The sequence below is a fragment of the Nonomuraea sp. NPDC048882 genome (genome assembly GCF_040649755.1).
Taxonomy (GTDB): domain Bacteria; phylum Actinomycetota; class Actinomycetes; order Streptosporangiales; family Streptosporangiaceae; genus Nonomuraea; species Nonomuraea maheshkhaliensis.
Genome location: NZ_JBEZGB010000005.1, coordinates 545,967 through 571,319 on the forward strand (window position 1 = coordinate 545,967; position 25,353 = coordinate 571,319).

At 71.9% G+C, this 25,353-nt stretch carries 20 protein-coding genes; 7 read left to right on the top strand and 13 right to left on the bottom strand.

Translation table 11 applies throughout. The features are described 5' to 3' along the window. Nucleotides 1-204 precede the first annotated feature (204 nt). The 6 genes from AB0C27_RS21415 to AB0C27_RS21440 form a co-directional block, all read right to left on the bottom strand. Nucleotides 205-2,526, bottom strand: a complete 2,322-nt coding sequence (locus tag AB0C27_RS21415) for a sodium-translocating pyrophosphatase (protein ID WP_357846459.1) — start codon at nucleotides 2,524-2,526, stop codon at nucleotides 205-207. Nucleotides 2,527-3,032: 506 nt separating this feature from the next. Next, complete coding sequence (locus AB0C27_RS21420) at nucleotides 3,033-3,794, bottom strand: SDR family oxidoreductase (protein WP_357846461.1); 762 nt, start codon at nucleotides 3,792-3,794, stop codon at nucleotides 3,033-3,035. 19 nt (nucleotides 3,795-3,813) lie between these two features. Then, nucleotides 3,814-4,392, bottom strand: a complete 579-nt coding sequence (locus AB0C27_RS21425) for a TetR family transcriptional regulator (protein WP_357846463.1) — start codon at nucleotides 4,390-4,392, stop codon at nucleotides 3,814-3,816. A gap of 89 nt (nucleotides 4,393-4,481) precedes the next feature. Next, nucleotides 4,482-5,693 carry a hypothetical protein gene (locus tag AB0C27_RS21430; protein WP_357846465.1) on the bottom strand — a complete coding sequence of 404 codons (1,212 nt, stop codon included), beginning with the start codon at nucleotides 5,691-5,693 and terminating at the stop codon, nucleotides 4,482-4,484. Continuing rightward, complete coding sequence (locus tag AB0C27_RS21435; protein WP_357846467.1) at nucleotides 5,690-6,199, bottom strand: SigE family RNA polymerase sigma factor; 510 nt, start codon at nucleotides 6,197-6,199, stop codon at nucleotides 5,690-5,692. The genes AB0C27_RS21430 and AB0C27_RS21435 overlap by 4 nt, the downstream gene beginning before the upstream one ends. Before the next feature lie 148 nt (nucleotides 6,200-6,347). Continuing rightward, nucleotides 6,348-7,451, bottom strand: a complete 1,104-nt coding sequence (locus AB0C27_RS21440; protein ID WP_357846469.1) for a glycosyltransferase family 9 protein — start codon at nucleotides 7,449-7,451, stop codon at nucleotides 6,348-6,350. Between the two features lie 84 nt (nucleotides 7,452-7,535). On the opposite strand from AB0C27_RS21440, the gene rfaE2 reads away from it, so the two are divergent. Together rfaE2 and AB0C27_RS21450 are read left to right on the top strand one after the other, a co-directional pair. After that, a complete protein-coding gene (rfaE2, locus tag AB0C27_RS21445; protein ID WP_357846471.1) occupies nucleotides 7,536-8,951 on the top strand; it encodes a D-glycero-beta-D-manno-heptose 1-phosphate adenylyltransferase in 1,416 nt (471 codons plus the stop codon). Between the two features lie 112 nt (nucleotides 8,952-9,063). Further along, the gene (locus tag AB0C27_RS21450) at nucleotides 9,064-9,555 is read left to right on the top strand and encodes a hypothetical protein (RefSeq protein ID WP_357846472.1); all 492 of its coding nucleotides are present in this window, start codon (nucleotides 9,064-9,066) and stop codon (nucleotides 9,553-9,555) included. A gap of 55 nt (nucleotides 9,556-9,610) precedes the next feature. Here the strand turns inward: AB0C27_RS21450 and AB0C27_RS21455 are convergent, their stop codons facing one another. Both AB0C27_RS21455 and AB0C27_RS21460 read right to left on the bottom strand, forming a co-directional pair. Further along, on the bottom strand, nucleotides 9,611-10,456 hold the full coding sequence (locus AB0C27_RS21455; RefSeq protein WP_357846474.1) for an alpha/beta hydrolase: 846 nt from the start codon (nucleotides 10,454-10,456) through the stop codon (nucleotides 9,611-9,613). Between the two features lie 52 nt (nucleotides 10,457-10,508). Next, a complete protein-coding gene (locus AB0C27_RS21460; RefSeq protein WP_357846476.1) occupies nucleotides 10,509-12,077 on the bottom strand; it encodes an IucA/IucC family C-terminal-domain containing protein in 1,569 nt (522 codons plus the stop codon). A gap of 79 nt (nucleotides 12,078-12,156) precedes the next feature. Here AB0C27_RS21460 and AB0C27_RS21465 point away from each other — a divergent pair, with 79 nt between their 5' ends. The 3 genes from AB0C27_RS21465 to AB0C27_RS21475 all read left to right on the top strand — a co-directional run bounded on the left by AB0C27_RS21465 (nucleotide 12,157) and on the right by AB0C27_RS21475 (nucleotide 16,623). Continuing rightward, a complete protein-coding gene (locus AB0C27_RS21465) occupies nucleotides 12,157-13,713 on the top strand; it encodes an IucA/IucC family protein (RefSeq protein ID WP_357846478.1) in 1,557 nt (518 codons plus the stop codon). 96 nt (nucleotides 13,714-13,809) lie between these two features. Then, nucleotides 13,810-14,673, top strand: a complete 864-nt coding sequence (locus tag AB0C27_RS21470; RefSeq protein ID WP_357846480.1) for an STAS domain-containing protein — start codon at nucleotides 13,810-13,812, stop codon at nucleotides 14,671-14,673. Between the two features lie 45 nt (nucleotides 14,674-14,718). Then, nucleotides 14,719-16,623 (top strand): CheR family methyltransferase, encoded by a 1,905-nt coding sequence (locus AB0C27_RS21475; protein WP_357846482.1) that lies wholly within the window; start codon nucleotides 14,719-14,721, stop codon nucleotides 16,621-16,623. A gap of 27 nt (nucleotides 16,624-16,650) precedes the next feature. Here AB0C27_RS21475 and AB0C27_RS21480 read toward each other — a convergent pair whose 3' ends face one another. Next, the gene (locus AB0C27_RS21480; RefSeq protein ID WP_357846484.1) at nucleotides 16,651-17,754 is read right to left on the bottom strand and encodes a sialidase family protein; all 1,104 of its coding nucleotides are present in this window, start codon (nucleotides 17,752-17,754) and stop codon (nucleotides 16,651-16,653) included. 161 nt (nucleotides 17,755-17,915) lie between these two features. Here AB0C27_RS21480 and AB0C27_RS21485 point away from each other — a divergent pair, with 161 nt between their 5' ends. Next, on the top strand, nucleotides 17,916-19,322 hold the full coding sequence (locus AB0C27_RS21485) for an NAD(P)/FAD-dependent oxidoreductase (protein WP_357846486.1): 1,407 nt from the start codon (nucleotides 17,916-17,918) through the stop codon (nucleotides 19,320-19,322). Nucleotides 19,323-19,382: 60 nt separating this feature from the next. On the opposite strand, the gene AB0C27_RS21490 is transcribed toward AB0C27_RS21485, so the two are convergent. Genes AB0C27_RS21490 through AB0C27_RS21505 form a run of 4 tightly spaced genes read right to left on the bottom strand, consistent with a single transcriptional unit; the run spans nucleotide 19,383 to nucleotide 22,587 of the window. Then, complete coding sequence (locus AB0C27_RS21490; RefSeq protein WP_357846488.1) at nucleotides 19,383-19,760, bottom strand: STAS domain-containing protein; 378 nt, start codon at nucleotides 19,758-19,760, stop codon at nucleotides 19,383-19,385. A gap of 60 nt (nucleotides 19,761-19,820) precedes the next feature. After that, on the bottom strand, nucleotides 19,821-20,306 hold the full coding sequence (locus AB0C27_RS21495) for a MarR family transcriptional regulator (RefSeq protein WP_357846490.1): 486 nt from the start codon (nucleotides 20,304-20,306) through the stop codon (nucleotides 19,821-19,823). A gap of 35 nt (nucleotides 20,307-20,341) precedes the next feature. After that, nucleotides 20,342-21,340: a hypothetical protein gene (locus tag AB0C27_RS21500; protein WP_357846492.1), complete on the bottom strand. Its 999-nt coding sequence runs from the start codon at nucleotides 21,338-21,340 to the stop codon at nucleotides 20,342-20,344. Continuing rightward, nucleotides 21,337-22,587 carry a hypothetical protein gene (locus tag AB0C27_RS21505; RefSeq protein ID WP_357846494.1) on the bottom strand — a complete coding sequence of 417 codons (1,251 nt, stop codon included), beginning with the start codon at nucleotides 22,585-22,587 and terminating at the stop codon, nucleotides 21,337-21,339. The genes AB0C27_RS21500 and AB0C27_RS21505 overlap by 4 nt, the downstream gene beginning before the upstream one ends. Nucleotides 22,588-22,992: 405 nt before the next feature. On the opposite strand from AB0C27_RS21505, the gene AB0C27_RS21510 reads away from it, so the two are divergent. Beyond that, nucleotides 22,993-25,149 carry a transglycosylase domain-containing protein gene (locus AB0C27_RS21510; protein WP_357846496.1) on the top strand — a complete coding sequence of 719 codons (2,157 nt, stop codon included), beginning with the start codon at nucleotides 22,993-22,995 and terminating at the stop codon, nucleotides 25,147-25,149. Nucleotides 25,150-25,353 lie beyond the last annotated feature (204 nt).

Consider the following 25,353-nt stretch of genomic DNA (forward strand, 5'->3'; position numbering starts at 1 on the left):
GCATCCCCAGCAGGATGAGGCCCAGGGTCTTCGCGCCGCTGGGCGGCTTGTCATCGTTCACGCGCCCAGTTTCCCATCGAGGGGGCCTGGGGCCGCGCCCGGCTCGGTTCCGAGCAAGCTCACACGCGAAAGGCACCCGCCCCCTTCGTCATCGGGGAGCGGGTGCCTCGGTGTTTCGCCGTGCCGGTTACCTCGGGTGAACGGTCACGTCGCCACCGGCTCGTGCTCGCGGTCGCTGTTGTTGTCGCTGGCCGGCTCGCTGGTCACGGACCGCCGCTTGGAGATGACGATGGCCGCGACCACCACGCCCACCGCCACCACGGTGATGCCGATGCGCAGGGCCGGGTTGCCCGCGTACAGCACCACGGCCGGCGCCACCAGCAGCGCCACCAGGTTCATCACCTTGATCAGCGGGTTGATGGCAGGACCGGCGGTGTCCTTGAACGGGTCGCCGACCGTGTCGCCGATGATCGTGGCCTCGTGCGCGGGGGAGCCCTTGCCGCCGTGGTGCCCGTCCTCGACGAGCTTCTTGGCGTTGTCCCAGGCGCCACCGGAGTTGGCCAGGAAGACGGCCATCAGGGTGCCGCAGGCGATGGCTCCGGCCAGGAACGCGCCCAGCGGCGCGTAGCCGAGCGCGAACCCGACCGCGATCGGCGTCATGACCGCGAGCAGGCCGGGCGTGGCCAGCTCGCGCAGCGAGTCGCGGGTGCAGATGTCCACGACGCGGCCGTACTCGGGCAGCTCGGTGCCGGCCATGATGCCGGGCCGGGTGCGGAACTGGTTGCGCACTTCGAAGACGACCCGCATCGCGGCCCGTCCGACGGCCGTGATCGCCAGGCCGGCGAACAGGAACACGACCGCGGCGCCGATGATGAGCCCGACGAGCACGTTGGGGTTGTCGATGCCCAGGTTGAAGTTCTGGAAGGTGCCCAGCGCGCCCTTGATCGCCGCGTCGGCCCTGGCCAGCTCCAGCTCCACGGCGGTGCGGAAGGCGCCGAACAACGCCGTGGCCGCCAGCACCGCAGTGGCGATGGCGATGCCCTTGGTGATCGCCTTGGTGGTGTTGCCGACCGCGTCGAGGCTGGTCAGGACGCGGGCGCCCTCACCCTCGACATCGCCCGACATCTCCGCGATGCCCTGGGCGTTGTCGGAGACGGGGCCGAAGGTGTCCATCGAGACGATGACGCCGACCGTGGTCAGCAGGCCGGTGCCGGCCAGGGCCACCGCGAACAGCGCGATCGTCACGTTCCCGAAGCCGAGCAGGAACGCGCCGTAGACCGCGCCGCCGATGATCAGGGCCGAGTAGACGGCCGACTCCAGGCCGACGCTGATGCCGGCCAGGATGACGGTCGCCGGGCCGGTGGCCGAGGCCTCGCCGATCTCGCGTACGGGACGGCGGTTGGTCTCGGTGAAGTAGCCGGTGAGCAGCTGGATGGCGCTGGCCAGCACGAGGCCGATGAGCACCGCGCCGATGGCGATGATCCTCGGGTCGGCGTCGGACTGCACGCCGGCGTTGGTCAGGCCGGAGAAGCTGCTCGGCAGGTACCAGAACGCCGCCGCGGCGACCAGGACGGCCGAGATGCCGGCCGAGATGAAGAAGCTGCGGTTGATCGCCGCCATGCCGTTGCGGTCGCGGTCGCGCATCCCGGTGACGAAGATGCCGATGATCGCGGTGATGACGCCGATCATCGGGACGATCAGGGGGAAGACCAGCCCCTGCTCGCCGAAGGCCACCTTGCCCAGGATGAGGCTGGCGACCAGCATGACCGCGTACGACTCGAACAGGTCGGCCGCCATGCCGGCGCAGTCGCCGACGTTGTCGCCCACGTTGTCGGCGATCGTGGCCGCGTTGCGCGGGTCGTCCTCGGGGATGCCCTGCTCGACCTTGCCGACCAGGTCGGCGCCGACGTCGGCGGCCTTGGTGAAGATGCCGCCGCCGACTCGCATGAACATCGCGAGCAGCGCCGCACCGAAGCCGAAGCCTTCGAGCACGCCCGGCGCGTCGCCCTGGTAGACGAACACGACCACGGCCGCGCCCAGCAGTCCGAGGCCCACCGTGAACATGCCGGCCACGCCGCCGGTGCGGAAGGCGATGCGCATGGCGCGCTTCTCGCCCGAGTCGTTGGCCGCAGCAGCCACGCGCACGTTTCCGCGCACGGCCAGCCACATGCCCATGAATCCGGTCAGCGCGGAGAAGACCGCCCCGACCACGAAGAAGATGGAACGTCCGATGCGGACGTCGGTTTCTCCAGGTAGCAACAGCAACAGGAAGGGAATCACGACGACGAAGATCGCCAACGTGCGGAACTGACGCGTGAGGTAGGCGGCGGCGCCTTCTTGTACGGCACGCGCGATGTTCTGCATTCGTTCGGTGCCCTGGCCGGCGGACAGCACTTCGCGCACCAGGCCGCCGGCGACGGCTAGCGCGATCAGTGCGACCGCGGCGACCACGATCACGATGGTGAGATTGTTTGCGCTCAGGGCCAGATTGGACGCTGGCTCCGCTGCCAGCATGTGCCTGCTCATCGTTCTCCTCGGCAAGACCGGTCGTCCTGCCCGGGCGGTGCTGCAGTTTTCCTCGGCGGGTGTTGCGGCACCATCCGGGTTGTGGGTGCCGCTTCCGGTTGAATCCGCGTTCCGCCGGATCACCTTGGCCGGTGCCGGGAGTCTACGCAGGCACTCCGCGGATATGAAGGCTCTCGCGCCCGCTAATTGTGGCAGTGTCTAGTAATCCCCTGCCAGTGACCCGATTTGTGATCTGACAAGGTGAATTTCCACCGCTTTACGGTCGCAGCAAGACAGGATAACGGTCAGACCCAAACTCCGTTTTGCAGGCAGGATCACGCAGTGCCCGCCTCCGTCAACCTTGGGTGCCGAACAAGGCTGGGCCCAGCCGGTTCGGCGGCGGCCGGCTCTTCCCCGCGCCGATGGGGTTGCGCCCAAAAACGGAGATCGACTTGTCACGATTAGCCCTGGCCACCTGGCTGGGGGCGCTGTGCGCCGTGGTCAGGTGCCTGCTCCTGCGGCGCCGGTCAGGCCGTGGCGCCGCCGTCGATCACGTGGTCCGCGCCCACCACGAAGCTCGACTCCGCTGACGACAGCCACAGGGCCGCCGCGGCGATCTCCTCAGGGGTGCTGACGCGGCCGATCGGCAGCGCGGTCCTCATCCGCTCGTCGCGGTCGGCGCGGGTCTCCCCCGGCCGCATCGACATGGGCGAGTCGACCGGGCCCGGGCTGATGGCGTTGATCCGGACGCCGTCGGCGATGTGGTCGCGGGCGGCGGTGCGGGTCAGGTGGCTCACCGCGGCCTTCGAGGCGGCGTACGCGCTCGCCCCAGCCAGCCGCCAGTGCGCCCCCAGGTTGGAGGCCACGTTGACGATCACGCCGCCGCCGTGCGCCCGCATGTGGGCGATCTCGTGCTTCATCGACAGGAACACGCCCTTGAGGTTGACCGCGAGCACGTCGTCCCAGATGTCCTCGTCGTAGTCGGCCAGCGGCGCCACCCTCCCGAAGACGCCGGCCGCGTTGAGCGCCACGTCGAGGCCGCCGTAACGGGAGACCGCGGCCTCGACCATGGCGGCGACCTCGGCGGAGCGGGTGACGTCCACGGCGAACGCGCTCGCCCGGCCGCCCGCCTCCTCCGCCAGCTTCACCACCTCGGCCAGCCTGGCGGCGTCGCGGCCCGCGACCAGGACGGCGGCGCCCTCCCGCGCATACGCCAGCGCGGCGGCCCGGCCCACCACCCCGCTCGCCCCGGTGACGAGCGCGACCTTGCCTGCGAAACGTGTAGTCATTTTTTCATACCAATCGTTCTCAAATATGGATGGCGGCCATGGCCTGATCGACCGCGTCACGCAGCCTGCGCGGGTCGGGGTCGGCCCGGCCGAGCACCCTGACGCCCTGCAGCAGCACGAGCAGGAACCTGGCCAGCGCGTAGGGGTCCTTGCCCGCGGCCAGCTCCCCCTGGGCACGCGCCCTGACCAGCGCGCCGGACAGCGCCGTCTCCAGCTCCGTCCAGCTCCTCGACACCCGGCGGAACATCTCCGCATCGCGCCCGCCGAACTCCACGGCGGTGTTGACCACCATGCAGCCCCGCCGCGCCTCGTCGGCCAGGCATTCGGCGACGTAGCCGTCGAGGAACGCGCGGATCGCCGGCAGCGCGGGCCCCGGCTGGGACAGCGGCCCGACCACCTCGCGCTGGCGGTCGTAACGCTCCAGCGCCTTGAGGTAGAGCTCGCGCTTGCCGCCGAAGGTGGCGTAGATGCTGGCCCGCGCGATCCCGAGGCGGTCGACGAGGTCGGCCATCGAGGTCGCCTCGTAGCCGCGCTCCCAGAACAGCTCCAGGGCCTGCTGCAGGGCGACCTCGGGATCGAACTCCTTGCTTCTTCCCACGCGGGAAAGTTAGCAGAATCGAGAACGTTCGGTCAAAAATCGCCGACCAGGCCGGTGCGGGCCCAGGGCCCGACCGGCGATCCGATGCCTCATCGGGGTGTCAGGACCCAGCGCCAGGAGCCGTCCAGATTGTTGTCCTGGTTCAGGGAGAGCTGCGTCATCCTGGAGCCGTCCACGCTGACCAGCACCAGACCCGAGTTGAACTCGTTCTCGCACTCGCCCGCGCAGCCCATCGCGAGGACGTTGTCGTCGTCCGCCCAGGCGTGCAGCTGCAGCACCTTCTGCCTGCCCACCACCGCGCCGGTCGCGGCGTCGGTGATCTTCGTCGGCAGTCCCGGCGTGCCCAGGACCAGCTTGCCGTTCGGCGAGGTGGCCGATTGGGACGAGTGGTCGACGTACCGCTGATCCTCGGGCCAGGGCCGCTCCTGCCCGTCGAGGGTGAAGAAGACGCGGTCGGGCTGGGTGGAGGTGGGCCCGTAGATCATCGTGCCGTCCAGGCTCCAGCCGAGATCCTGGCGGGAGCTGACGTTGAAGGGTCTGCCCTCGGCGTCGCCCGGCCTGCTGTCGGCCATGGGCGGCAGCTCGTGGTAGTCGGCCATGCCCTCCCGCACGTCCACGATGTAGTAGCCGGTGCGCGAGCTCCTGCCGTCCATCGCCGGCACCGCCTGCTCTCCCCTGCCCACGAGGTCGTCGGGATAGCTGGAGTAGGCGGTGGCCAGGATCCTGGTGCCGTCCGGCGACCAGACCACGGAGCCGACGGGGTGCTCCAGGTCGATCCAGGTGAGCATGCGGCGGGTGTTCAGGTCGAGCACGCCCAGCCGCCTGCTGAGCAGGTCGCCTTCGAGCACGGCCGCGACCTGGAGCCCGGGGGCGACGTCCGCCCAGACGTACGGGGTCCGCTCGTAGCCGCCGGTGCGCGGGTCGTACAGGTGCCAGGTGCGCCGCAGGCGCTCGTTCTTCTCGTCGACCGCCTCGCGGTTGACGACGTAGTACGCCGACACGGCCATCCTGCCCGCGGCGATCAGCTTCTTCGGCGGGACGTCGGCGGTGTCGGTCCGCACGTCCGTCGGCGCGGGCGACGGGCGGGCCGGCAGCGTGACGCCGTCGGCCGGGCGGATGACGGGTTCGGGCTCCCGCTGCCCGGTGACGAACAGGGCCACGGCCGCGATCATGACCGCCACCAGGGCCGCCGCGCCGACCGGCCGCCAGGCGCGCCTCCGTAGCGCCCGGTCGGCCAGGTCGTGCGGCACCCTGGCCTCGTCGGCCCAGTCCTCGAACGTGTCGCGCAGCAGCCGGGTCACGTGGCCACCTCCAGATCCTGGGCCAGCTCGGGGGCGATCTCGCGCAGCCGGGCCAGCGACCGGTGCGCGGTGCTCCTGACCGTGCCGACGGAGCAGCCCATCACCTGGGCGATCTCCTGTTCCGGCAGGTCCTCGAAATAACGCAGCACGAGCACCGCGCGCTGGCGGGCGGTGAGCCTGGCCAGTGCGGAGCGCAGCACCAGGCGCAGCTCGCTCTGATGGTGCGGGTCGCGCGCCGCCGTCTCGGGCGGGCTCGCCTGCACCACCTCGCCGCGCCGCGCGCTCGTACGCCACCAGCTGACCTGCTGCCGGTACATGATCTGCCTGACGTACGCCTCCGGTGTCTCCACCCGCCGCCATCTGGTCACCAGCTTGGCCAGCGCGCTCTGCACCAGATCCTCGGCCGCGTGCTGGTCACCGCCGGTGAGCAGGAAGCCGAGCCGGATGAGGGCGGGAGATCGGGCGGCGACGAACTCGCGGAAACGCTGCTCGTCCGCGGCGTCCACGGTCACCTCCAAGGGATTGACATCACCCTCTCAGACGCCGCAGGAGCCGCCCGCTATGCGTCCACCGCCTCAACAGGCTCTCCGCCGCCTCGCGAGCGAGCCGCGCCCGACCTCACGAGCACCCCCGCCCGCGCCTCATGAGCGGGCGCTATTTCGTGCCGGACAGCAGGTCCTCGGCCTGTTCCAGGACCAGGTCAGGGTGGACGTCGCGGACCCAGGACTCGTCGTGCGGGCAGCGCTCGGCCCTGGGCTGCACGCCGGGGGCGCCGCAGCGGGGGCAGGCCGTGGTCCACGAGATCAGCGGCCGGTGCGCGGTCCTGCTGAGCGGGCCGGCGTTGATCAGGTTGCCGCACCAGTAGACGGCGACCGTGGGGGTGCCGACGGCCGCGGCCAGGTGCCGTGGTCCCGTGTCGTTGGCGATCAGCAGGTCGCACCGTTCGTACAGGGCGGCCAGCGCGCCGATGCCGAGCGTGCCGACGACGGGGATCGCCGGGCGGCGCATCGCCGCGACCACCCCCATGACCAGGTCCTTCTCCTCCGTCGTGCCGGTGACGGCGACGGGGCGGCCGAGCGCGTCGGCCACCTCGGCGAAGCGCTCGACCGGCCAGCGCCGCCTCGGGTCCCTGGCGCCCGGGTGCACGGCCACGAGCCCGCGCGGCGGCGATCCGAGCGCGCGGGCCAGCTCGGCGCGGTCGTCGCGGGTGATCGCCACCCGCGCCTCCAGCTCGCCGCCCGCCGCCCCCACCAGCGCGGCGACCTGGAGGAAGCGCAGGGTGTCGTGGTGATAGTCCGTGTACGGCACCCAGCGGTCCAGGCTCTCCGCCCCCGGCGCCCGCATCCCCGCGGTCACCCGGGCGCCGAGCCGCCGGACGAACGGGTTGGAGAAGCGCCCGCCCCCGTGGATCTGGACCACCAGGTCGAACGCGTGCTCCCGCAGCCGCTCGCACAGCCCGTCCGGCACCGGGTGCCCGGGCTCCAGCGTGGAGACGCCGGAGATGGGCGGCAGCGCCACCACATCGTCCACAGGTCCTGGACGCCCGGTGAGGAAGGCGGCGTGCCAGGCGGCGCCCAGCAACGTCAGGCGCGCGCCGGGATAGGCCCGTTTGAGCGCTTCCAGCGCCGGTACGGCCAGGAGGTAGTCGCCGAGCGCGTTGGCCCGCAACACCGCCAGCCGCCGCACGTCACCGACCAGCGCCGCCGGGCGGCCCCGCATGGTGAGGCACGGCGTGGTGAGCACTTCGAGCTCCTGCATGACGAACCGGCTACCCCGGCACTTCGTCCCCATAACTTGGGCAATGTCTGGTTTGAGCAGGGCTTTCCCAGGTACTCGCTCATCATGGGCACAGACGAGGTCATCGAAGCCGTGGTCGTCGGCGACGTCATGCTCGACTCGTGGCTGCACGGCTCGGCCAAGCGCCTGGCCCAGGAGGCGCCGGTGCCCGTGATGAGCCTGGAGGCGACCGAGGACGCCCCCGGCGGCGCCGCCAACACCGCGGCCAACCTGGTGGCGCTCGGGGCCCGCGTCCGGCTCGTCGGCATCGTCGGCGACGACGCCTGCGGGGAGGAGCTCGTACGGGTGCTGCGCCTGGCCGGCGTCGGGATCGACCTGCTCACCGTGCCGGGGCGGCGCACGGCCCACAAGCGCCGGCTGGTGACCAGCGGCCAGCTCACCGCGCGCTACGACGAGGAGGACCACGGCGTCCTGCCGGAATGGGCTGAGCGGGAGCTGCTGGCGCGGCTGGCCAGGTGCGTGGCCGGCGCCGACGTGGTGGTGGCGTGCGACTACGGCGGCGGGGTGTTCACGCCCGCCGTGCGCCGGGCGCTGGCCGGGGTGCCGCTGCTCGTGGTGGACGCGCACGCGGTGGCGCCCTGGCGTGAGTGCGCGCCCACCGCCGTGCTGCCCAACTACGAGGAGGTCGTACGCCTGCTAGGCGGCGTGGCCGGGGAGATCGACCGGCCGTCGTACCTGATGACCTGCTCGGAGCGGGTGCTGGAGCTGACCGGCGCCGCGATCGTGGTGACCACGCTGGACGGGGAGGGGACGCTGCTGCACCGGAGCGGCCGCCCGCCGTACCGGACCTACGCCAGGCGCGCGCCCCAGCACATGGCGACCGGCGCGGGCGACACCTACACCGCCGCGTTCGCGCTCTGGCTGGCCGGCGGCGCCACGCCGGAGGAGGCCGCGGAGGCCGGTCAGGCCGCGGCCGGCGTCGTCGTCCGCCGTCCAGGCACGGCCGTCTGCACCCGGCACGAGCTGCTGCGCGCCCTGCGCCGGCACGAGGGCACGGTACACCCCGCCGAGCGCCTGGCCCGGTTGCTGGACGAGCACCGGCGCAGGGGCGAGCGGGTGGTGTTCACCAACGGCTGCTTCGACCTGCTGCACCGGGGCCACGTGACGTACCTGGAGCAGGCGGGCCGGCTCGGGGACGTGCTGGTGGTGGCGGTCAACAGCGACGCCAGCGTGACCCGGCTGAAGGGGCCGGGCCGCCCGGTGAACCCGTGCGAGGACCGGATGTCCGTGCTGGCCGCCCTGTACGACGTCGACTACGTGACCGAGTTCGACGAGGACACCCCGGAACGGCTGCTGCGGATGATCCGTCCCGAGTTGTACGTCAAGGGCGGCGACTACACGGCGGAGATGCTCGCCGAGGCGCCGCTGGTCCGCTCGCTGGGCGGCGAGGTGCACGTCCTCGGCTACCTGCCCGACCGCTCGACCACCGCCATCATCGGCCGCATGCGCTCACTGCCATGACCGTTATGACCGCTATGACCGCCAAGACCACCGTGACCGCTTTGACCGCCGCGACCGCGACGGCTACCGGCTCCCACAAACGCCCGCGTTCACTTCCAGGAAGAGACCGATCATGACCCAGACCCTGAACGCCCCTCCCGAGCTGCACGAGCACGTCATGCTGGAGCACCGGCGGCGGCCGATCACCCGCTCGGCCGCGCGCGGCGCGATCGCGGCCATGGCCATGTCGGGCCTGCGGCGGCTCACCGGCTCGCTCGGCATGTTGCCGGCGACGCCGCCGGAGTCGGTGCTCGAACGGACCGCGCCCACGGCCTTCCACCGCGTGCCCGTACGGCTGCGCCCGGCGGCGGTGGAACTCGTGCACTGGACCTACGGGGCGGTCGGCGGGGCCGCCTTCGGCCTGCTGCCCCGGGGGCTGCGCCGCAGGCCGTGGGCGGGCCCGGTGTACGGCGTCCTGGCCTGGACGGCCTTCGAGGCGGGCCTGGTACCGGCGCTCGGCCTGCACCGCGGGCACGGCGCGGCGGCCAGGCTGGCACTGCTGGCCGACCACGTGCTGTACGGCGTCGTCGTGGCCGCCTCCCCCTGGCCCCACGAGGACCGCTGACCGGGGACCTGGGCCGCGCACCGGACCCGGGCGCGCCGCGAGAACCACTGACGGGTCACTTCAGCAGTGTCTCGGTGAGCCACGGTCGCAGGACCGGCAGTGCGTTCGTCGCCTGCATGGCGCTCATGTGGTCAAGCCCGTCGAGCACCACGACGTCCCAGCCGAGTGCCTCCAGCTCCGCCCGGTGCCGCACCAGCGGTCCGGCGAGGTCGACGACCACGCCGCCCCACCGCTCCTCGTAGGTGATCTTGTCCTCGGCGCCGGCGAAGCACAGCCGGGGGCAGGAGAGCCGGACCGCCGTGTCGTCGAAGCTCCGCAGCGCCTCGTACAGCGTGACGAACTGCTTGCTCTGGTCCACGGTCGTGCTGACCTCGACCGAGGACCAGTCGAAGGCGTCGTCGGAGCTCTTCTCCTTCGGGGCGGGCGCGGGCGTGGGCGCGAGGGCCTGCTCGTACGCCGCCATGGTGACCTTCAGCATCTCGGCGTACGGCCCCTCGTACGGCGGATATCCGCCCATCACCAGCGCGGAGAGCCGGTCGGTCCTGAGCGCGAGCTGCAGCCCGCTGAGCCCGAGCCACGAGTAGCCGTAGTACGCGAACCGCTCGGCCCCGACGGCGTCGGCCACGGCCAGCAGGTCGGCGACGACGTTGGCGGGGGTGAGCGTGTCCGGTTTGGGCGCGTTCAGCACGTGCCCGGTGTAGTCGAAGGCGACGACCTGGAAGACGTCGCTGAGCCCGTCGATCAGGGAGCGGCCGAGCGCCGGGTCGTTGCCCCATTTGCGCATCTCGTCGGCCTGCTCGCCCTCCACAGGCGTGGGATCGACCGGCAGCAGCAGGGCCGGTCCCGAGCCGTGCACCTCCGCCTCGATCGTGCTGCCGTCGTGCATCGTGACCTGAACCATGGGCCCGCCCCTAACTCGATACAGCGTAAAGAATTGTTGGGACGACAATAGCTTATGCCGTAAAGAGTCTCAACGGATTGGGGACGGGCACCCAGCGCATGGCCCCTCCGTCGGCGTCCAGCCAGCGCAGCAGCAGGTTGGCCTTGGCCGGGATGTGCGGGGCCGCGAGCAGGTCGCGCAGCTCGGCCGGATCCCCGTGGTCCTTGGCGGCGGCGGCGAACACCGCCCTGGCCCGCGCCCACAACTCACCGCGCAAACGCGGATGGCGTTCGGCGACGGCGCCGGCGATCTCGCAGAGGTTGTTGGTCAGCAGGCAGTACACCAGCCGCTCCCACGCCCGCTCCGCGCCCAGCACGGGCGCGCTGAGCTCCGGATGCCGCTCGGCCACCAGCTTGACGCCCTCGGCGTCGCGGAACAGGACCTGCGCGGGCAGGCCCAGCGCGTCCACCGCGACGAGCACGTTCTGCAGGTGGGACTCCAGGACCACCCCATGACGCAGGTACGCGTGCAGCACCGGCGGCACCACGTGCTCCAGGTAGCGTTCCCACCAGACGAAGGCCGCGTCCTCGTCCAGCCCGTCGAGCGGGTTGCCGGGGAAGCCCTCGCTGACGCCCGCCGCCAGCAGCGCGGTCAGGCCGGGGCGCACGTGTCCCCGCAGCCCGTCGCGGACGATCACGGCCAGCGCCTCACCGCCGTCCCCGCCCAGCCGTACGCTGCGCCAGCCGCGGTCGCGCAGCACGGCGGGGCGCGGGAGGTGGCCGGGCAGGTCGTCGAAGACCTCGTCCAGCAGGGCCGTCACCAGCGTGAGCCGGCTCAGGTCGTGCAGCCAGAGGCGGCGTACGTCGTTCGTGATGCGCACGTCCAGGCTGAACTTGCAGAACAGGTCGGGCTCCGGCAGGTACACCGTGCGGATCGACGCCGTCGCCACCGCCGTCGCCTCCGTGAACCCGAGATGCCGCAACCGCCCCCCGCGCAGGCCGCCGAGCAGGGCCACTTGCCACGGGTGGGCGGGCAGGAGGGCGAAGCCGTCGCCGGCCGGGTCGCCGAGCAGGTCGAGAGCGCCCGCGTCCCCTTCCTCCACCAGGTCCTCGACCGGCACCCCGAGCAGCGGCAGCGCGAAGCTCGCGGCGGCCTCCGGCGCGTACGGCAGCCACGACTCCCGGCTCCCCCCGCCCCTGGCCTTGGGCGCGGGATGGTAGCGGTGGCCGGCCACCAGGGCCTGCTCCGAGCGCAGGTAGAGGTCGGCGGGCGGCACGGCGGCCCGCCTGGCCAGCAGCAGGGCGGCCGTCACGTCGCGGCTGCGCAGGATCTCGGCGGGCAGCTCGTCGTTGCCCGCCCCGGTGGCCGCCCGCAGCTCGGCGGCCGTCAGCGCGACCAGGTCCGGCAGCTCCAGCGGGCACCAGCCGTCCGGGGTGCGCAGGGAGGGAGCGGCGGGATACCGGTCGCCGCCGACGCGCAGCACGTGGCCGGTCGCGGGCAGAACGTACTCGCCGGGCACGGCGGGTCGGGCCACTTCGCGGATCAGGCAGTTGAGCAGCGCCGTCACCGCGAGGGCCGAAGCCCGGGTCGCTGCCTCCCGCTCCGGCCCAGAGAACGGGAGGAGGCCGTCGGTGGATGCCATGGCGACCGTACTCCTACCCTTTGCCTCCTCCGTGCCCACAGGGTAGCTACCAGGCAGATTGATGGGATAGATGGGATATATGAGCCTTTCGGAGGCGGAGTTCGCGGCGCAGCTCGACCTCGTACGTCCTGATCTGTCCGCCGCGTACGCCGATGCCCTCCCGGGCGCGCGTGCCGCCGTCCTGGGCCGGCTGTGGCGGGGGCTGCTGTACGAGCCGCTGCCCGGCCTGACCGCCCGGGGCCCGTCGATCGTGCTGCTGGCCGACGGGCGCAGGCTCACGGGGCCGGAGCGCAGGCCGTACGACGTCGGGGACGAGCCGGTGCTGCACCTGGACGGCGAGCCCCACACGCATCCGGCCGCGCTGCTGGCCGCCCTCGGCCTGCCCGGCGCCGACCGGCTGATCGCCGACCTGGACAACAGCGTCGCCTCGCTGGCCCTGTCGCGGGCCGGCGCCCCACCGCACAGCCCCAAAGGGCTGGTGGAGCACGAGCAGAGCGTGGTGGACGGCCATCCCTACCACCCCGGCTGCCGCAACCGGCCGGGCGTGTCGGTCGCCGAGCAACTGGCGTACATGCCGGAGCACCGGCCCACGGTGCTGCTCGACCTGCTGGCGCTGCCCGCCGCCCGCTGCCTCGTCTCGGGCCCGTGGCCGTCCTCCCTCATGGACGGCGACCGGCTGCTGCTGCCCGTGCACCCCTGGCAGACCCGGCACGTCCTGCCCGATCTGGGGCTGCGTCCTTACGCCACGGGGGCCGTTCCCGCGCGCCCGCTCATGTCCGTACGCACCCTCGTGCCCCTCGACGGGAGCCCGCATCTGAAGACGGCGTTCAGCACGCGCATGACCTCGGACGTCAGGGACATCTCCCCCGGCTCCGTACGTGACTGCGTGCCCCTGTCCGACCTGCTCACCCGCCTGTCGGCCCGCTGCGGCGGCACGCCGGGCATCGCCCGCTACCTGGCCGGCGCGGCCGGCCCGCTCGACACGGGCGGATCGGCAGATGGGCACAGCGCCGATCTGTCGGTCATGCTGCGCGAGCCCGTGACGGCCCAGGGCACGGTGCTGCCGGTGGCGGCGCTCACCAGGACGATGGTCGGTGACCCCGCGGCCTGGCTGGACGCGTTCGCCCGCCTGGCCGTGACGGACGCGTTCGGCCTGCTCGCGCTCGGCGTGGCGCTGGAGGCGCACGGCCAGAACCTGCTGGTCGTGCTCGGCGGGGACGGGCTGCCGTACCGGCTGATCTACCGTGACCTGGCCGACGTCAGGATCAGCCCGGCCCGCCTGACCCGCAACGGCGTCGAGACGCCGCCGGTGAGCGCCAGGCTGCTCAGCGACGACCCCGCGGTCCTGCACGCCAAGCTGCTCGGCTCGCTGGTCGGGACCACGTTCGGCAGCCTTGTGGCCCTGTTCGGCCAGGGTGACCGGGCTCTGGAGGGCCGGCTCTGGCACGTGCTGGCCGCCGCCGCCCGTGCGGCGTCGGAACGGCTGCCGGGCACCCGTGACGTACGCGCGGACCGCGCCGCCCTGTTCGGCGACCGGATCGCGGCCAAGGCCCACCTGGCCGCCCGGCTGGAGGGCGCCCCGCCCGGCGGCAACTGGACGAGCCTGCCCAACCCGCTGACCGAGCACAACGCGTAAGCGCCTGGCCCTTTTCCGTGCGCGGGAGGAGAATGAGGGCCGGCCCGGTGGTTCGCGCGGGCGTCCATCGCGTGGATGGCCGGAGGGAGGAACGCGATGATGCAGCTGTCGGTACGGCTCGTCCCGATCGATGACGCCACCCTGGTGATCGCCCTGACGGGAGAGCTGGACGTCACGACGAGGCCGGTGCTGGCCGCGTTCCTCGACCCGTTGCCCAAGTCCCCCGTCAAACACGTGCTCGTGGCGGCGGCGGACCTCTGGTTCTGCGACCTCAACGGCCTCGAACAACTGGCGACCACCCATGCCGCCCTGCGGGCCAAGGGCGGCCACCTGGCCGTGGCCGAGCCCCAGCCGCCGCTGCGCCGGCTCATCTCGCTGATGAGCGAGCAGGACCAGATGTCGTTCCCCGTCTTCGCCAGCATGACGGAGGCGCTCGCGTCCGCCGGGGTGCCGGAATACCAAACGGAATACCGGTCGGAACACGGCACGGAACACGGGGCGGATCACCGGACCGGGGTCCCGCCTGGCGGGGCGTACCGCCACCTGCCGTACATGCGCCTCCAGCCACGTCTCCAGTCCGGCGCCCGCCGCCGCTTCAGGGCGCGGCGCGAGCCGTCGCCGACGCAACCGCTCGCCGTCCAGGCCGGTGAAGCGCGCCTGGAGGAGGAGCCGGCCGCGAGCCCGGTGGCTCCCGTCACGTCCGCCGGTTCGCTGGCGCCGCTCGTCGAGCGCTCGCGCATGCTGCGCCAGCAGGCGTTCGACCAGAAGCAGACGCTGGCCAGGCGGCGCGCGACCGCGGTCGAGGCCCGCTCGCTGCTGCACACCACCCTCGAACGGTGCGACGACAACCTGGCGGCCATGCGCAGCAACCTCGTCCGCGCCCGCGCGGTGATCAGCCTCGGCTACGTGAGCCTCGGCTCGCTCAAGCTCCCCACGTCGTTCCGGCTGAACCGAGGATGAGGCTCTCACCAGGCCGGGCGCACCCAATCGGCGTAGGCTTCGCTCGTGACGACGCAGGAAGAGCGGAAGTTCGACGAGCTCCTCCTTCTTCTCAGGGAGACTCGCGGCTTCGACTTCTCGGGCTACAAACGCACCACCCTGATCCGGCGCATCGCCCGGCGGCTCGAAGCGCTGGGTCTGCGCGACTACGACGCGTACCGCGACCTGCTCGAACTCGAACCGGGCGAGTTCACGAAGCTCTTCGACAGCCTGCTGATCAACGTCACCGAGTTCTTCAGGGACGCGACCGCCTGGCAGCGGCTGCGTGAGCTGATCGTCCCGGCGCTGCTGGACCTGGAGCCGGCGAGCCGGCCCATCCGGGTGTGGAGCGCCGGTTGCGCGACCGGCGAGGAGACCTACACGCTCGCCATGATCCTGGCCGAGGAGCTCGGCGCGGACGAGTTCCGCCGGCGGGTCAAGATCTATGGCACCGACCTCGATGAGAAGTCCGTGCGGGCGGCCAGGGCCGGCGTCTACAGCGACCGGGCGCTCGCCGACGTGCCGGCGGACCTGCGCGAGAGGTACTTCGAGCCGGCGGACGGCGGCTCCGCCTTCCGCCACGACCTGCGCGGCCGGCTCGTCTTCGGCCGCAACGACCTCACCCGGGACGCCCCCATCTCCCGCGTCGACCTGCTGGTGGCCCGTAACACGCTGATGTACTTCAACACCGAGACGCAGCTCGACGTCGTCAGGCGTTTCCACTTCGCCCTGTCCGACCCCGGCTTCCTCTTCCTCGGCAAGGCCGAGATGCTGCTCGGGCAGCAGCAGCACGCGTTCGAGCCGTTAGACCTCGGCCTGCGGCTGTTTCGCAAGCGCGGCCCGATCACAGGCGACGTCACCAGCGGCGTCACCGGCGGCGTCACCGGCGGCGTCACCGGCGGCGTCACCGGCGGCGTCACCGGTTGCCCCGCCGACCGGGTCGCCGGTCCGCCCGCGCTCGCGTCCGTGGCGCTGGACTGCGGCCCCGTGGCCCAGATCGTCGTGGACGTCCCCGGCAACCTGGCGCTGGCCAACTCCAGGGCCGCGGCCCTGTTCGGCCTCGGCCCGCGTGACGTCGGCCGCCCGTTCCAGGATCTTGAGGTCTCCTACTGGCCCGTCGAGCTGCGTTCCGTCATCGAGCAGGCGTGCGAAGGCCGGGGTCCGGTGGAGCTGCGCGAGGTGAACTGGTACCGCGCCGGCCTGCCCGCGCCCGAGGTCTTCGACGTCTCCGTCGTCCCCCTGCTGGTGTCGGGCGACCTGGCCGGGGTGAGCATCCACTTCTACGATGTCACCCGCTACCGCCGGCTCAGGGACGAACTGAAGCAGGCCAACCGCCGGCTCGAACAGGCCTACACGGAGCTGCGCTCGCTCAACGAGGCGCTGGAGGCGACCAACGAGGAGCTCCAGTCCACCAACGAGGAACTGGAGACGACCAACGAAGAACTCCAGTCCACCAACGAGGAACTGGAGACGATGAACGAGGAGCTGCAGTCCACCAACGACGAGCTGCGGCACCTCAACGACGTCCTGACGACCCGCACGATCGAGCTGGACGAGGTCAACCGGTTCGTCTCCTCGGTGGTGCGCAGCCTGGGCGACGCGGTGGTGGTGCTGGACGAGCAGTTACGTGTGGTCGTCTGGGGCCCGGGGGCGGAGGAGCTGTGGGGGGTGCGCGCCGACGAGGCGGCCGGTCTGCCGCTGGCCGAGCTCGACGCCGGCCTGCCGCTCGACGTGCTGTGCCCCCGTCTGCGCGCCGCGCTGGCCGACCGGTCCCGGCCGCCGGTCCAGGGCGAGGGACTGCTGCTCGACGCGGTCAACCGGCGCGGGCGTCCGACGCGGCTCGACGTGCGCCTGTCACACCTGCGCACGGAGGACGACGCCGTGCACGGCCTGATCATGGTGATGAAGGAGATCCACCCCCGGGAGCCCTGACCCCTGCCGTCTCGGTGAGCAGCCGCCTCAGCGGGCGGCCATCTCGGCGACCGGGATCCGGCGGAAGGCGATGCTCTCGTACGGGCCGAAGTTCCCGGTCTCGAAGAGCAGCCCGACCGTGTCGCCGTCCACGCGGACGAGGTCGGAGTAGGCGGCGGGCAACCCCGACACCGTGTGCGCCACCCGCCAGGTGAGACCGTGGTCGTCGCTGGCGCGCACCGTCATCACCGCCCGTGCGTCGGGAGCCGCCGGTCCCGAGAACAGCAGCACCTCGGGCCCGTCGCACCACAGCAGGCTCCCCTCCACCACCGGCCCGGTCAGCCCGGCCTGCGGGCGGAAGGGCAGCTCAAGCGTCTGGCCGCCGTCGGCCGAGTAGGCGTCGGCCCTGGTGCCGGGGGCGGTGGAGTCGGTGCGGGTGTTGAGATAGAGGCGTCCGGCGGGCAGCTCGGCGGCGGTGGTCTCGTTGACGTTGACGTACCCGTCGGGGTTGTCGTCGACGTAGCCGGTGCGCCAGGTCGTGCCGCCGTCGTCGCTCAGCAGCGCGTGGCCGCCGTTGTACTTGCCCTCGGTCCCGTCGTCCTTGCCGGTGGGCGGCAGCGAGTGGTTGGCGGGGACCACCAGGCGGCCGGCGTGCGGGCCGTGACGCAGCACGAGCGCGTGGCCCGGCGTGGTCGCGTACCAGCGCCAGCCGGGCCGCTTCACCTCGGCGGTGATCTCGCGCGGCGCCGGCCAGGTGACGCCGTCGTCCGTGCTGACCTGGACGAACACCCGCCGACCCGCGTCGGCCGCCACCTGACCGCGCCTGATCTTCTCCTCGGTCGCCGTCGGGCCCTGCCGGACGTGCACCAGCACGATCCGCCCGTCGCCGCGCACCGCGGGCGCGGGGTTGCCCGCGGTGCCCCGGTTCGGCTCCGTGGCCACGACCTGCAACGGGCCCCACGTACGCCCGCCGTCCTCCGACCGCTTGAGCACGAGGTCGATGTGGCCGGAGTCGGACGCCGAGCCGCGCCGCCCCTCCGCGAACGCCAGGACCGTGCCCGCCGCCGTGACCACAGTCGCCGGGATCCGGTACGTGTGATAGCCGTCCGTCGCCTGCCGGTACGGCACCGAGGTCGGGTAGCGATCAGCCATGCGGGGCACGCTAGGGCCCTTGGGTGAACGGACCCCGACGGGAGCCGTACGCGCGGGCGAAACCGACGGACGGACGACACCGGGGCCAGGCACCACGATTGCGGCGGCTCGCCGTGAAACGATGCGAGAAGAGGACGAATACCGTGCCTGGGGAGGCAGCAGTGGCTGACGAGTTCGACGTCATCGTGATCGGCGCCGGTCCGGCCGGCGAGAACGTCGTCGACCGGGCCGTGCGCGGCGGCCTGACGGCGGCCATCGTCGAGGAGCGGCTGGCCGGCGGCGAGTGCGCCTACTGGGCGTGCGTGCCAAGCAAGGCGCTGCTGCGGCCGGTCGACCTGGCCGGGGAGGTACGGCGGGTGCCGGGGCTCTCGCTCGGGCCGATCGACGTGGCCGCGGTGCTGGCCAGGCGCGACGAGACCGTGTCGAACTTCGACGACAGCGGCCAGGTGCGCTGGATCGAGAGCGTCCCGGCCGAGTTCTTCCGGGGCAAGGGCCGCCTCGACGGGCCCAGACGCGTCCGCGTCACCGCCGAGGACGGCAGCGAGCGCGTGATCACCGCCCGCCAGGCGGTCGTCCTGGCCACCGGCAGCGTCCCCGCGATCCCGCCCACGCCGGGCCTGGCAGAGGCGCGGCCGTGGACCAGCCACGAGGTGACCGCGACCACGTCGGTCCCCGAGCGCCTGGTCGTGATCGGCGGCGGCGTGGTGGCGTGTGAGATGGCGCAGGCCATGCACGGGCTGGGCGCACGCTCGACGACCGTGCTCGTCCGGGGCGACCGCCTGCTCAGCCGCATGGAGCCGTTCGCGGGAGAGCTGCTGGCCGAGTCGTTCGCCGACGCCGGGATCGAGCTGCGCACCCACACCGACGCCGTCCGCGTCGAACGTCCCGAGCCGGGCGGGAAGGTGACCGTGCACCTGCCGGAGGGCCCACCGCTGGAGGCTGACGAGCTGCTGGTGGCCACCGGCCGCCGGCCCGCGACCGGCGACCTGGGGCTTTCGGCGGTCGGCCTGCCCGACGGCGCGATCGTCGAGGTCGACGACAGCATGCGGGCCACCGGGGTCGCCGACGGCTGGCTGTACGCCGTGGGCGACGTCAACGGGCGCGCGCTCCTCACCCACATGGGCAAGTACCAGGCCAGGATCTGCGGCGACGTGATCGCGGCGCGGGCGCGCGGCGACGAGCTGCCCGCGATGCGCGACCTCGTCGGCGGCGCCCGCTCACCGCAGGTCGTCTTCACCGACCCGCAGGTCTGCGCGGTCGGCCTCAGCGAGGAGGCGGCCCGCGCGGCGGGCATCCGGGTCCGCGCGGTCGAGTACGACCTGGGCTCGGTCACGGGGGCCTACCTGATGGGCGACGGCTACCGGGGCAAGGCCAAGGCCGTGGTGGACGAGGACAGGAGGGTGCTGGTCGGGGTCACGTTCGTCGGGCCCGCGACGGCCGACCTGCTCCACTCCGCCACGATCGCGGTGACCGCCGAGGTGCCGCTCGACCTGCTCTGGCACGCGGTCCCGACCTTCCCGACGGTGAGCGAGATCTGGCTGCGGCTGCTGGAGGCGTACGGCCTGTAGGCCGACGGTGGGGCGGCGTTTCGGCGGCGTTTCGGCGGTGCTGTGCGGCGGGGCGGCGGGTCAGGGGCTGGCCTCCGACTGGAGCATCAGCTCCGCCACCGTCTCCTCGACGCTCCCGCGCAGCTCCACACGTGACAGCAGGTCCGTCAGCCGCAGGACGGACAGCAGGTGGTCCGAGGGCCGTACCAGGATGATCCGGCCCTCGCCCTGCTCCTCCATCCGCTGCATCGCCATCGCGAGCACGCCGATGACCGAGGAGTCGAAGAAGTCGAGGTCGGCCAGGTCGAACACGAGGACGGGGCCGACCGACCAGTTCCACACCTGGTTGATGCGGTCGCTGAACCTGACCCGGCCGGCGTGGTCGAGGACGCCGCCGGCGCGCAGGACGGTGCAATGGAGGTGCCTCGTCGTCTCGATCCGCAAACCGCCATCGCCCACATCACCACACTGCCCGCTGAGCGGTGATAACACGGGGTATTTGCCATTTTTCCCGACTGCTCACTCCAAGCTGTCGGCCAGCTTGCGCAGGAGCCCGGCCAGCGTCTCCATCTCCTCGCGGCCGAGCGGCGCGGCCAGGCGGGCCAGGTTGGCGGCGTGCTCGGTGAGCGTGTCGTCGATGACCCGCAGGCCCCGCTCGGTCAGCCTGACCAGGAAGCTGCGCCGGTCGGCCGGGTCGAGGCTGCGCTCGACCAGCCCGGCCGCCTCCAGCCGGTCGATCCGGTTGGTCATCCCGGCCCGCGACATCATCAGCACCTCCGACAGCTCGGAGGGAATCAGCGTGTACGGGGGCCCGGCCCTGCGCAGCGCGGCCAGCACGTCGAACTCGCCCTGCCGCAGCCCGTGCTTGGTGAAGACCCGGTCCACCTGGGGCGCCATCAGCCGCATGGCCTGGGCGAGCCGGCCGAAGACGTCCATGGCCGACAGATCGAGGTCGGGCCGCTCGCGCCGCCACTGCTCGATGATCGTGTCGATGGCGTCGCCCATGGCTCCGCATCCTATTCGAGGCGAACCCTCCGCCCTTATCGGTGCGCGGTGCCCGACTCCAGGGTCGGGATGGCGTCCGGGCAAGGACCGAGGATCACCAGCAGGGGCGAGGCCGCCGGGTCGGACAGTTCCAGCTCCGTGACGTTCCCCCGTACCCGTTGCTCGGGCTTCCCCAGGTCGCCGTCCCGCACGCTGATCACCCGCTCGACGGACGGCGCCGCCGACTGCAGCAGCCGCCTGGTGGTGTGGCGCAGCCAGCGCAGCTCGCTGTTGACCCGGCGCCACGTGGCCGGGATCATGCTCACCGCCTCGGCCTTGGTGCCGAGCCGCAGCGTGATGCGCCCGCTCGACCCGAACCGGTCCTTGAGCACGGGGTTGACCACGAACATGCCGGAGCGCAGCACCCGCGCCCCCTGCCGGTTGGCGTTGGCCAGGCCGCCCGCGCTGATCAGCGAGTACAGCTCGCAGCGGGCCCCGTCGAGCGTGTCGGGGTCGTAGTCCACCGCCGGCGGCTCCTCGAAGACGACCTTGTCCAGCCGCACCCCGGCCACCCCGTCCTCGGCGACGCGACCGGCCACGGCCGTGCGCACCTCGTCGCAGACGCCGTCGCCCTCGGTGATGTCCAGCGCCTCGACGCAGATCAGCCCGTCGTCGGGGATCTCGTCGGGCGACAGGTCGAAGGCCACCCTGGCGTGCGCCTTCTTGCCGCGCAACAGCACGCACTGGCGCAGCCGCCCCTGGGAGAGCACCTGGACGAGGCGGGGCCGCGGGTTCATCTCCGTACGGCCCTCGTGCCAGCCGCTCACCGACCGCTCGTCCGTCGACAGCGACACCTGCACCCGCAGCGCCCGTCCCTGGGCGGAGACCTTGAAGCCGGCCAGCCCGGACGTCTCGAACCTGCCCAGGATCTGGCTGCCGCGCCGCAGCCGGTCGGTCACCTGCAGCGCCGACAGCCGGCCGCTGGACAGGTGGACGGGCGGGATGGCGGGAAGAACCACCTGGTCGAGGTCGGTGGCGGGTCCTGAGCTGGTCATCGGGTGCTCCTCGAAGGGACGGCGGTCGTCGAAGGAATGAGTGCGGCGGCCGTCGCGGCCGGGTCGTGGAAGTCGAATCGGGTGAGTACGGGATCGCGCCATCGCCACATGCGGCCGACCGCGCTGTAGAGGGCGTCGCCGTCCGGCTCCGCGTGCCGCAGGTTGACCGTCATGGCCCTGGCGTAGTCGTCCCCGTGCTCCCAGTGGGGCAGGAGCTGGCTGGGCACGTCGGCGCCGCAGCGGCGCAGCCAGAGCCACAGCCGGGCGCGCTCGCGCTGCTCGGGCCCGAGGAAGCCGGCGCCCTTGGCGCCCCTGGCGATGGCCTCGGCCAGCAGCAGGCGGTGCTCGGACGGCGAGCCCGCGACGTGGGTGGCCCCGCAGGCGCCGCCCTCGGACCAGCCGGCCTGGATGACGGGGATCCCGAACGCCGGCAGGTCGCTGTCGCCGAACGCGACGCCCACGTCCGCCGTGCTCCACAGCAGGTTGGCCGAGATCTTCCCGCTCACGTGCCTGATCCGGGAGCTGTTTCTGGGCGTGCTCGGGGAGGCGGCATCGGCGGGTGTGTCGAGGAAGAGCCAGTTCGCGCTCTGGTCGGCCGCGGCGAACTCCGTCGTCGCCGCGAACAGCTCCGCGTCCCCGCCGGGCTCGTGGCCGAAGACCGCGACGGTGGGCCGGTCGGCGTCGATGCCCAGGCGGGAGCAGGCGTGGTGACGCAGTTGGCGGCGCTCGGTCTCCGTACGGACCTGGTAGCCGCGCCCCACCCGCCGGGCCACCCGTTCGGCGCTGGGCCTGATCGCCTCCCTGTGCGGCCAGACGTGCCGCTCGAAGAAGGCGCCGACCCTGGCGGGCAGCTCGTCCTGGATCGTGCACGTCCCCTGGTCGGGGAAGAGCGCGTACGCCCGCAGCGTCCCGGTGCCGTGCACGTGGACGACCGGCACCTCCCTGGGCACGGAGCGCCCGGCCCGGCTGGTGACCAGCGCCCGGGGCGGAACGTCCGGCCGCCCGCCCACGGTGCCGCCGAACGCCTCGGCCAGCCGCGTCCACCCGGGATCGGTCAGCACGACCAGCCGCGCGGACAGCAGCCCGCAGACCGCCTTCGCCACCAGCAGCGTGCGCGCCACGACCCGCAGGTCCTCGTCGTACGCCTCCGCGACGACGCACCCGTCGTCACCGGCGCTGTCCGCCCACCATGTCCTGGCGGCGGCCAGCAGCCGATCGACGTGCTCACGGTCCCCGACGCGACGCATACAGCCCCCTCCACCAAGGCCCGGGAAGAAATGCCCTGCCAGACGTTGCCAGACCGGCCGGCCACGACCCGGCGGACAACACGCTTCTTTGCCTTGACCTGGCGGAAACTCGGCCGCCCCAGAAGAAGACACAGAACAAGACGCGGACGAAGGCCCAGCAGAAGGCCCACATGAAGACGCGGATGAAGGCGGCGGGGAGGGCGGAGGCTACGGGCTCACGTCACGCGCGTCGCGGCGGCCCCGTACGTCCCGACCAGGTCGAACGCCGCTTCGGCGGCGAATCACCAGAAAACTCCGCGCAGGAGCAACATTTCCGGGTCAGTGAGCGTCCAAGTTTTTACCTGGAGCACGTCATGCCCGGGTTTAGGATGCACCCTATTGCCACGAGGGGGAGGGTATACCGTCATGGGTTCCCGTTTGTCGAGTGTCGCACGCCTGACGGCGGCCGCGGCGGCGGCCGGCGTAGTGGCCGCCGCCATCGCGTTGCCCGCGGTCGGGGGTACCGGGGCGATCTTCGTCTCGGCTTCAGAAGACCTCGGCATCAAACCCGAGGAGCTCAAGGAGCCCCCGCTGGCCGAACGGACGACGCTGCTCGACGCCAAGGGCAACGAGATCGCCTACTTCTGGGAGGAGTACCGCGAGAGCGTCACGCTCGACCAGGTGGCCGACATCATGAAGACGGCCATCATCTCCATCGAGGACTTCCGTTTCTACGAGCACGGCGCCATCGACATCGAGGGCACGATCCGGGCCCTGGCCAAGAACGCCACCTCGGGTGGCATCGCCCAGGGCGGTTCGTCGATCACCCAGCAGTACGTCAAGCAGGTGCTGCTCAACTCCGCCGAGACCGACGAGGCGAAGGCCGCGGCCCTGGAGGCCAGCTACGCGCGCAAGCTCAAGGAGCTGCGGTACGCGATGGCGGTCGAGGAGAAGTACACCAAGGACCAGATCCTGGAGAAGTACCTCAACATCGCCTACTTCGGCGCGGGCGCCAACGGCGTGGAGGCCGCGGCCAGGCGCTTCTTCGGGGTGAGCGCGTCGGACCTGACGCTGGCCCAGGCGGCGACGCTGGCCGGAGCGGTCCAGGACCCCAACGCGACCGACCCCAACATCGGCAAGGCCCAGCAGAAGCGGCTGCTCTCGCGGCGCAACGTGGTGCTCGACCGGATGGCCGAGCTGAAGAAGATCACGCCGGAAGAGGCCGCCGCGGCCAAGGCCCAGAAGCTCGGCTTCAAGAACACCCCGATCCCGGGCGGATGCGCTGAGAGCAAATATCCGTACTTCTGCATGTACGTCCGCAACGAGGTGCTGCGCAACCCGGTCTTCGGCAAGAAGGCCAAGACCAGGAGCGCGTTCCTCAACCGGGGCGGCCTGACCATCCAGACCACGCTCGACCCGAAGATGCAGCGGGCCGCCGAGCGGGCCATCAAGAAGCACGTGTTCGCCTCGGACGCCCCGGTCGCCTCCGAGGCCCTGATCCAGCCCGGCACCGGCGCGATCAAGGCCATGGCCGCCAGCCGCAAGTACGGCACCAACAAGCGCAAGAAGGAGATGTCGTACAACGTCGTGGCCGACGCCGCGCACGGTGGCGGCACCGGCTTCCAGGCGGGCTCGACGTTCAAGACGTTCACCCTGGTCACCGCGCTCAAGAAGGGCATGAAGCTCAACGAGGGCTTCTCCGTCAGTGGCGGCTACCGGTCCCCGTACTACTCCTCGTTCAAGAACTGCAAGGGCGAGAACATCGGCGACCCGACGCACACCGTCACCAACGACGAGGGCGGCGGCGGCTTCATGACGCTGCAGACCGGCACCTGGAAGTCGGTGAACACCTTCTTCGTGCAGCTTGAGCAGAAGGTGGGCCTGTGTGACACGATCAAGACGGCCAAGGACCTGGGCATCAAGCGCTCCGACGGCCTGCCGCTGACCGAGTACGAGACGTTCACGCTGGGCACGAACGAGATGGACCCGGTGACCGTGGCCAACGCCTACGCCACCCTCGGCGCGCGCGGCAAGCGCTGCACGCCCATGGTCATCACCAAGATCACCGACCGCTACGGCAAGGTGAAGAACTACAAGCCCGACTGCGAGCAGAAGCTCGACCCCGAGGTCGCGGACGCGGCGGCGAGCATCCTGTCCGGCGTGTTCACCAAGGGCACGATGAGCGGCGTCGGCGGCATCGGCCGCCCGGCGGCCGGCAAGACGGGCACCACGGACAACCAGGCCACCGCCTGGTTCGCCGGCTTCACCCCGGATCTGGCGGGCGCGGTCAGCATCGGCAACCCGGACGGCGCCCAGGACCACAAGCTCAACGGCATCACCATCGGCGGCCGGTACTACGCCAACGTCTTCGGCGCCTCGATCCCCGGGCCGATCTGGAAGGACACCATGCTGTCCGCCCTCAAGGGCACGCCGGCCACCGCCTTCACCCCGGTCAACAGCGAGCGGTTCGGCGGCTGCGGCTCGGGCTGCGCGCCGAGGCGCGAGACGCCCGACGAGGACGACGACGTCACCGACGGCGACGAGGACTACACGGGAGTGGACACGGGCCTGGGCGGGGAGTGACCTCAGCGGTTTTCAGAGTGCCGGATGTGGATGAATAGGGCGTCCAGAAAGAGGCCCTGATGCACATCCGGCACCGAAACCCCCGCCGGCTACCAGCACTTCCCGGCTGAGCGGATGCGGAGTGCGTCCGTACAACGGGACGCACTCCTTGCAAAGGCCCTATTAACAACGGCGAAACATTGGTAACGTGGGAGCGCTCCCAGG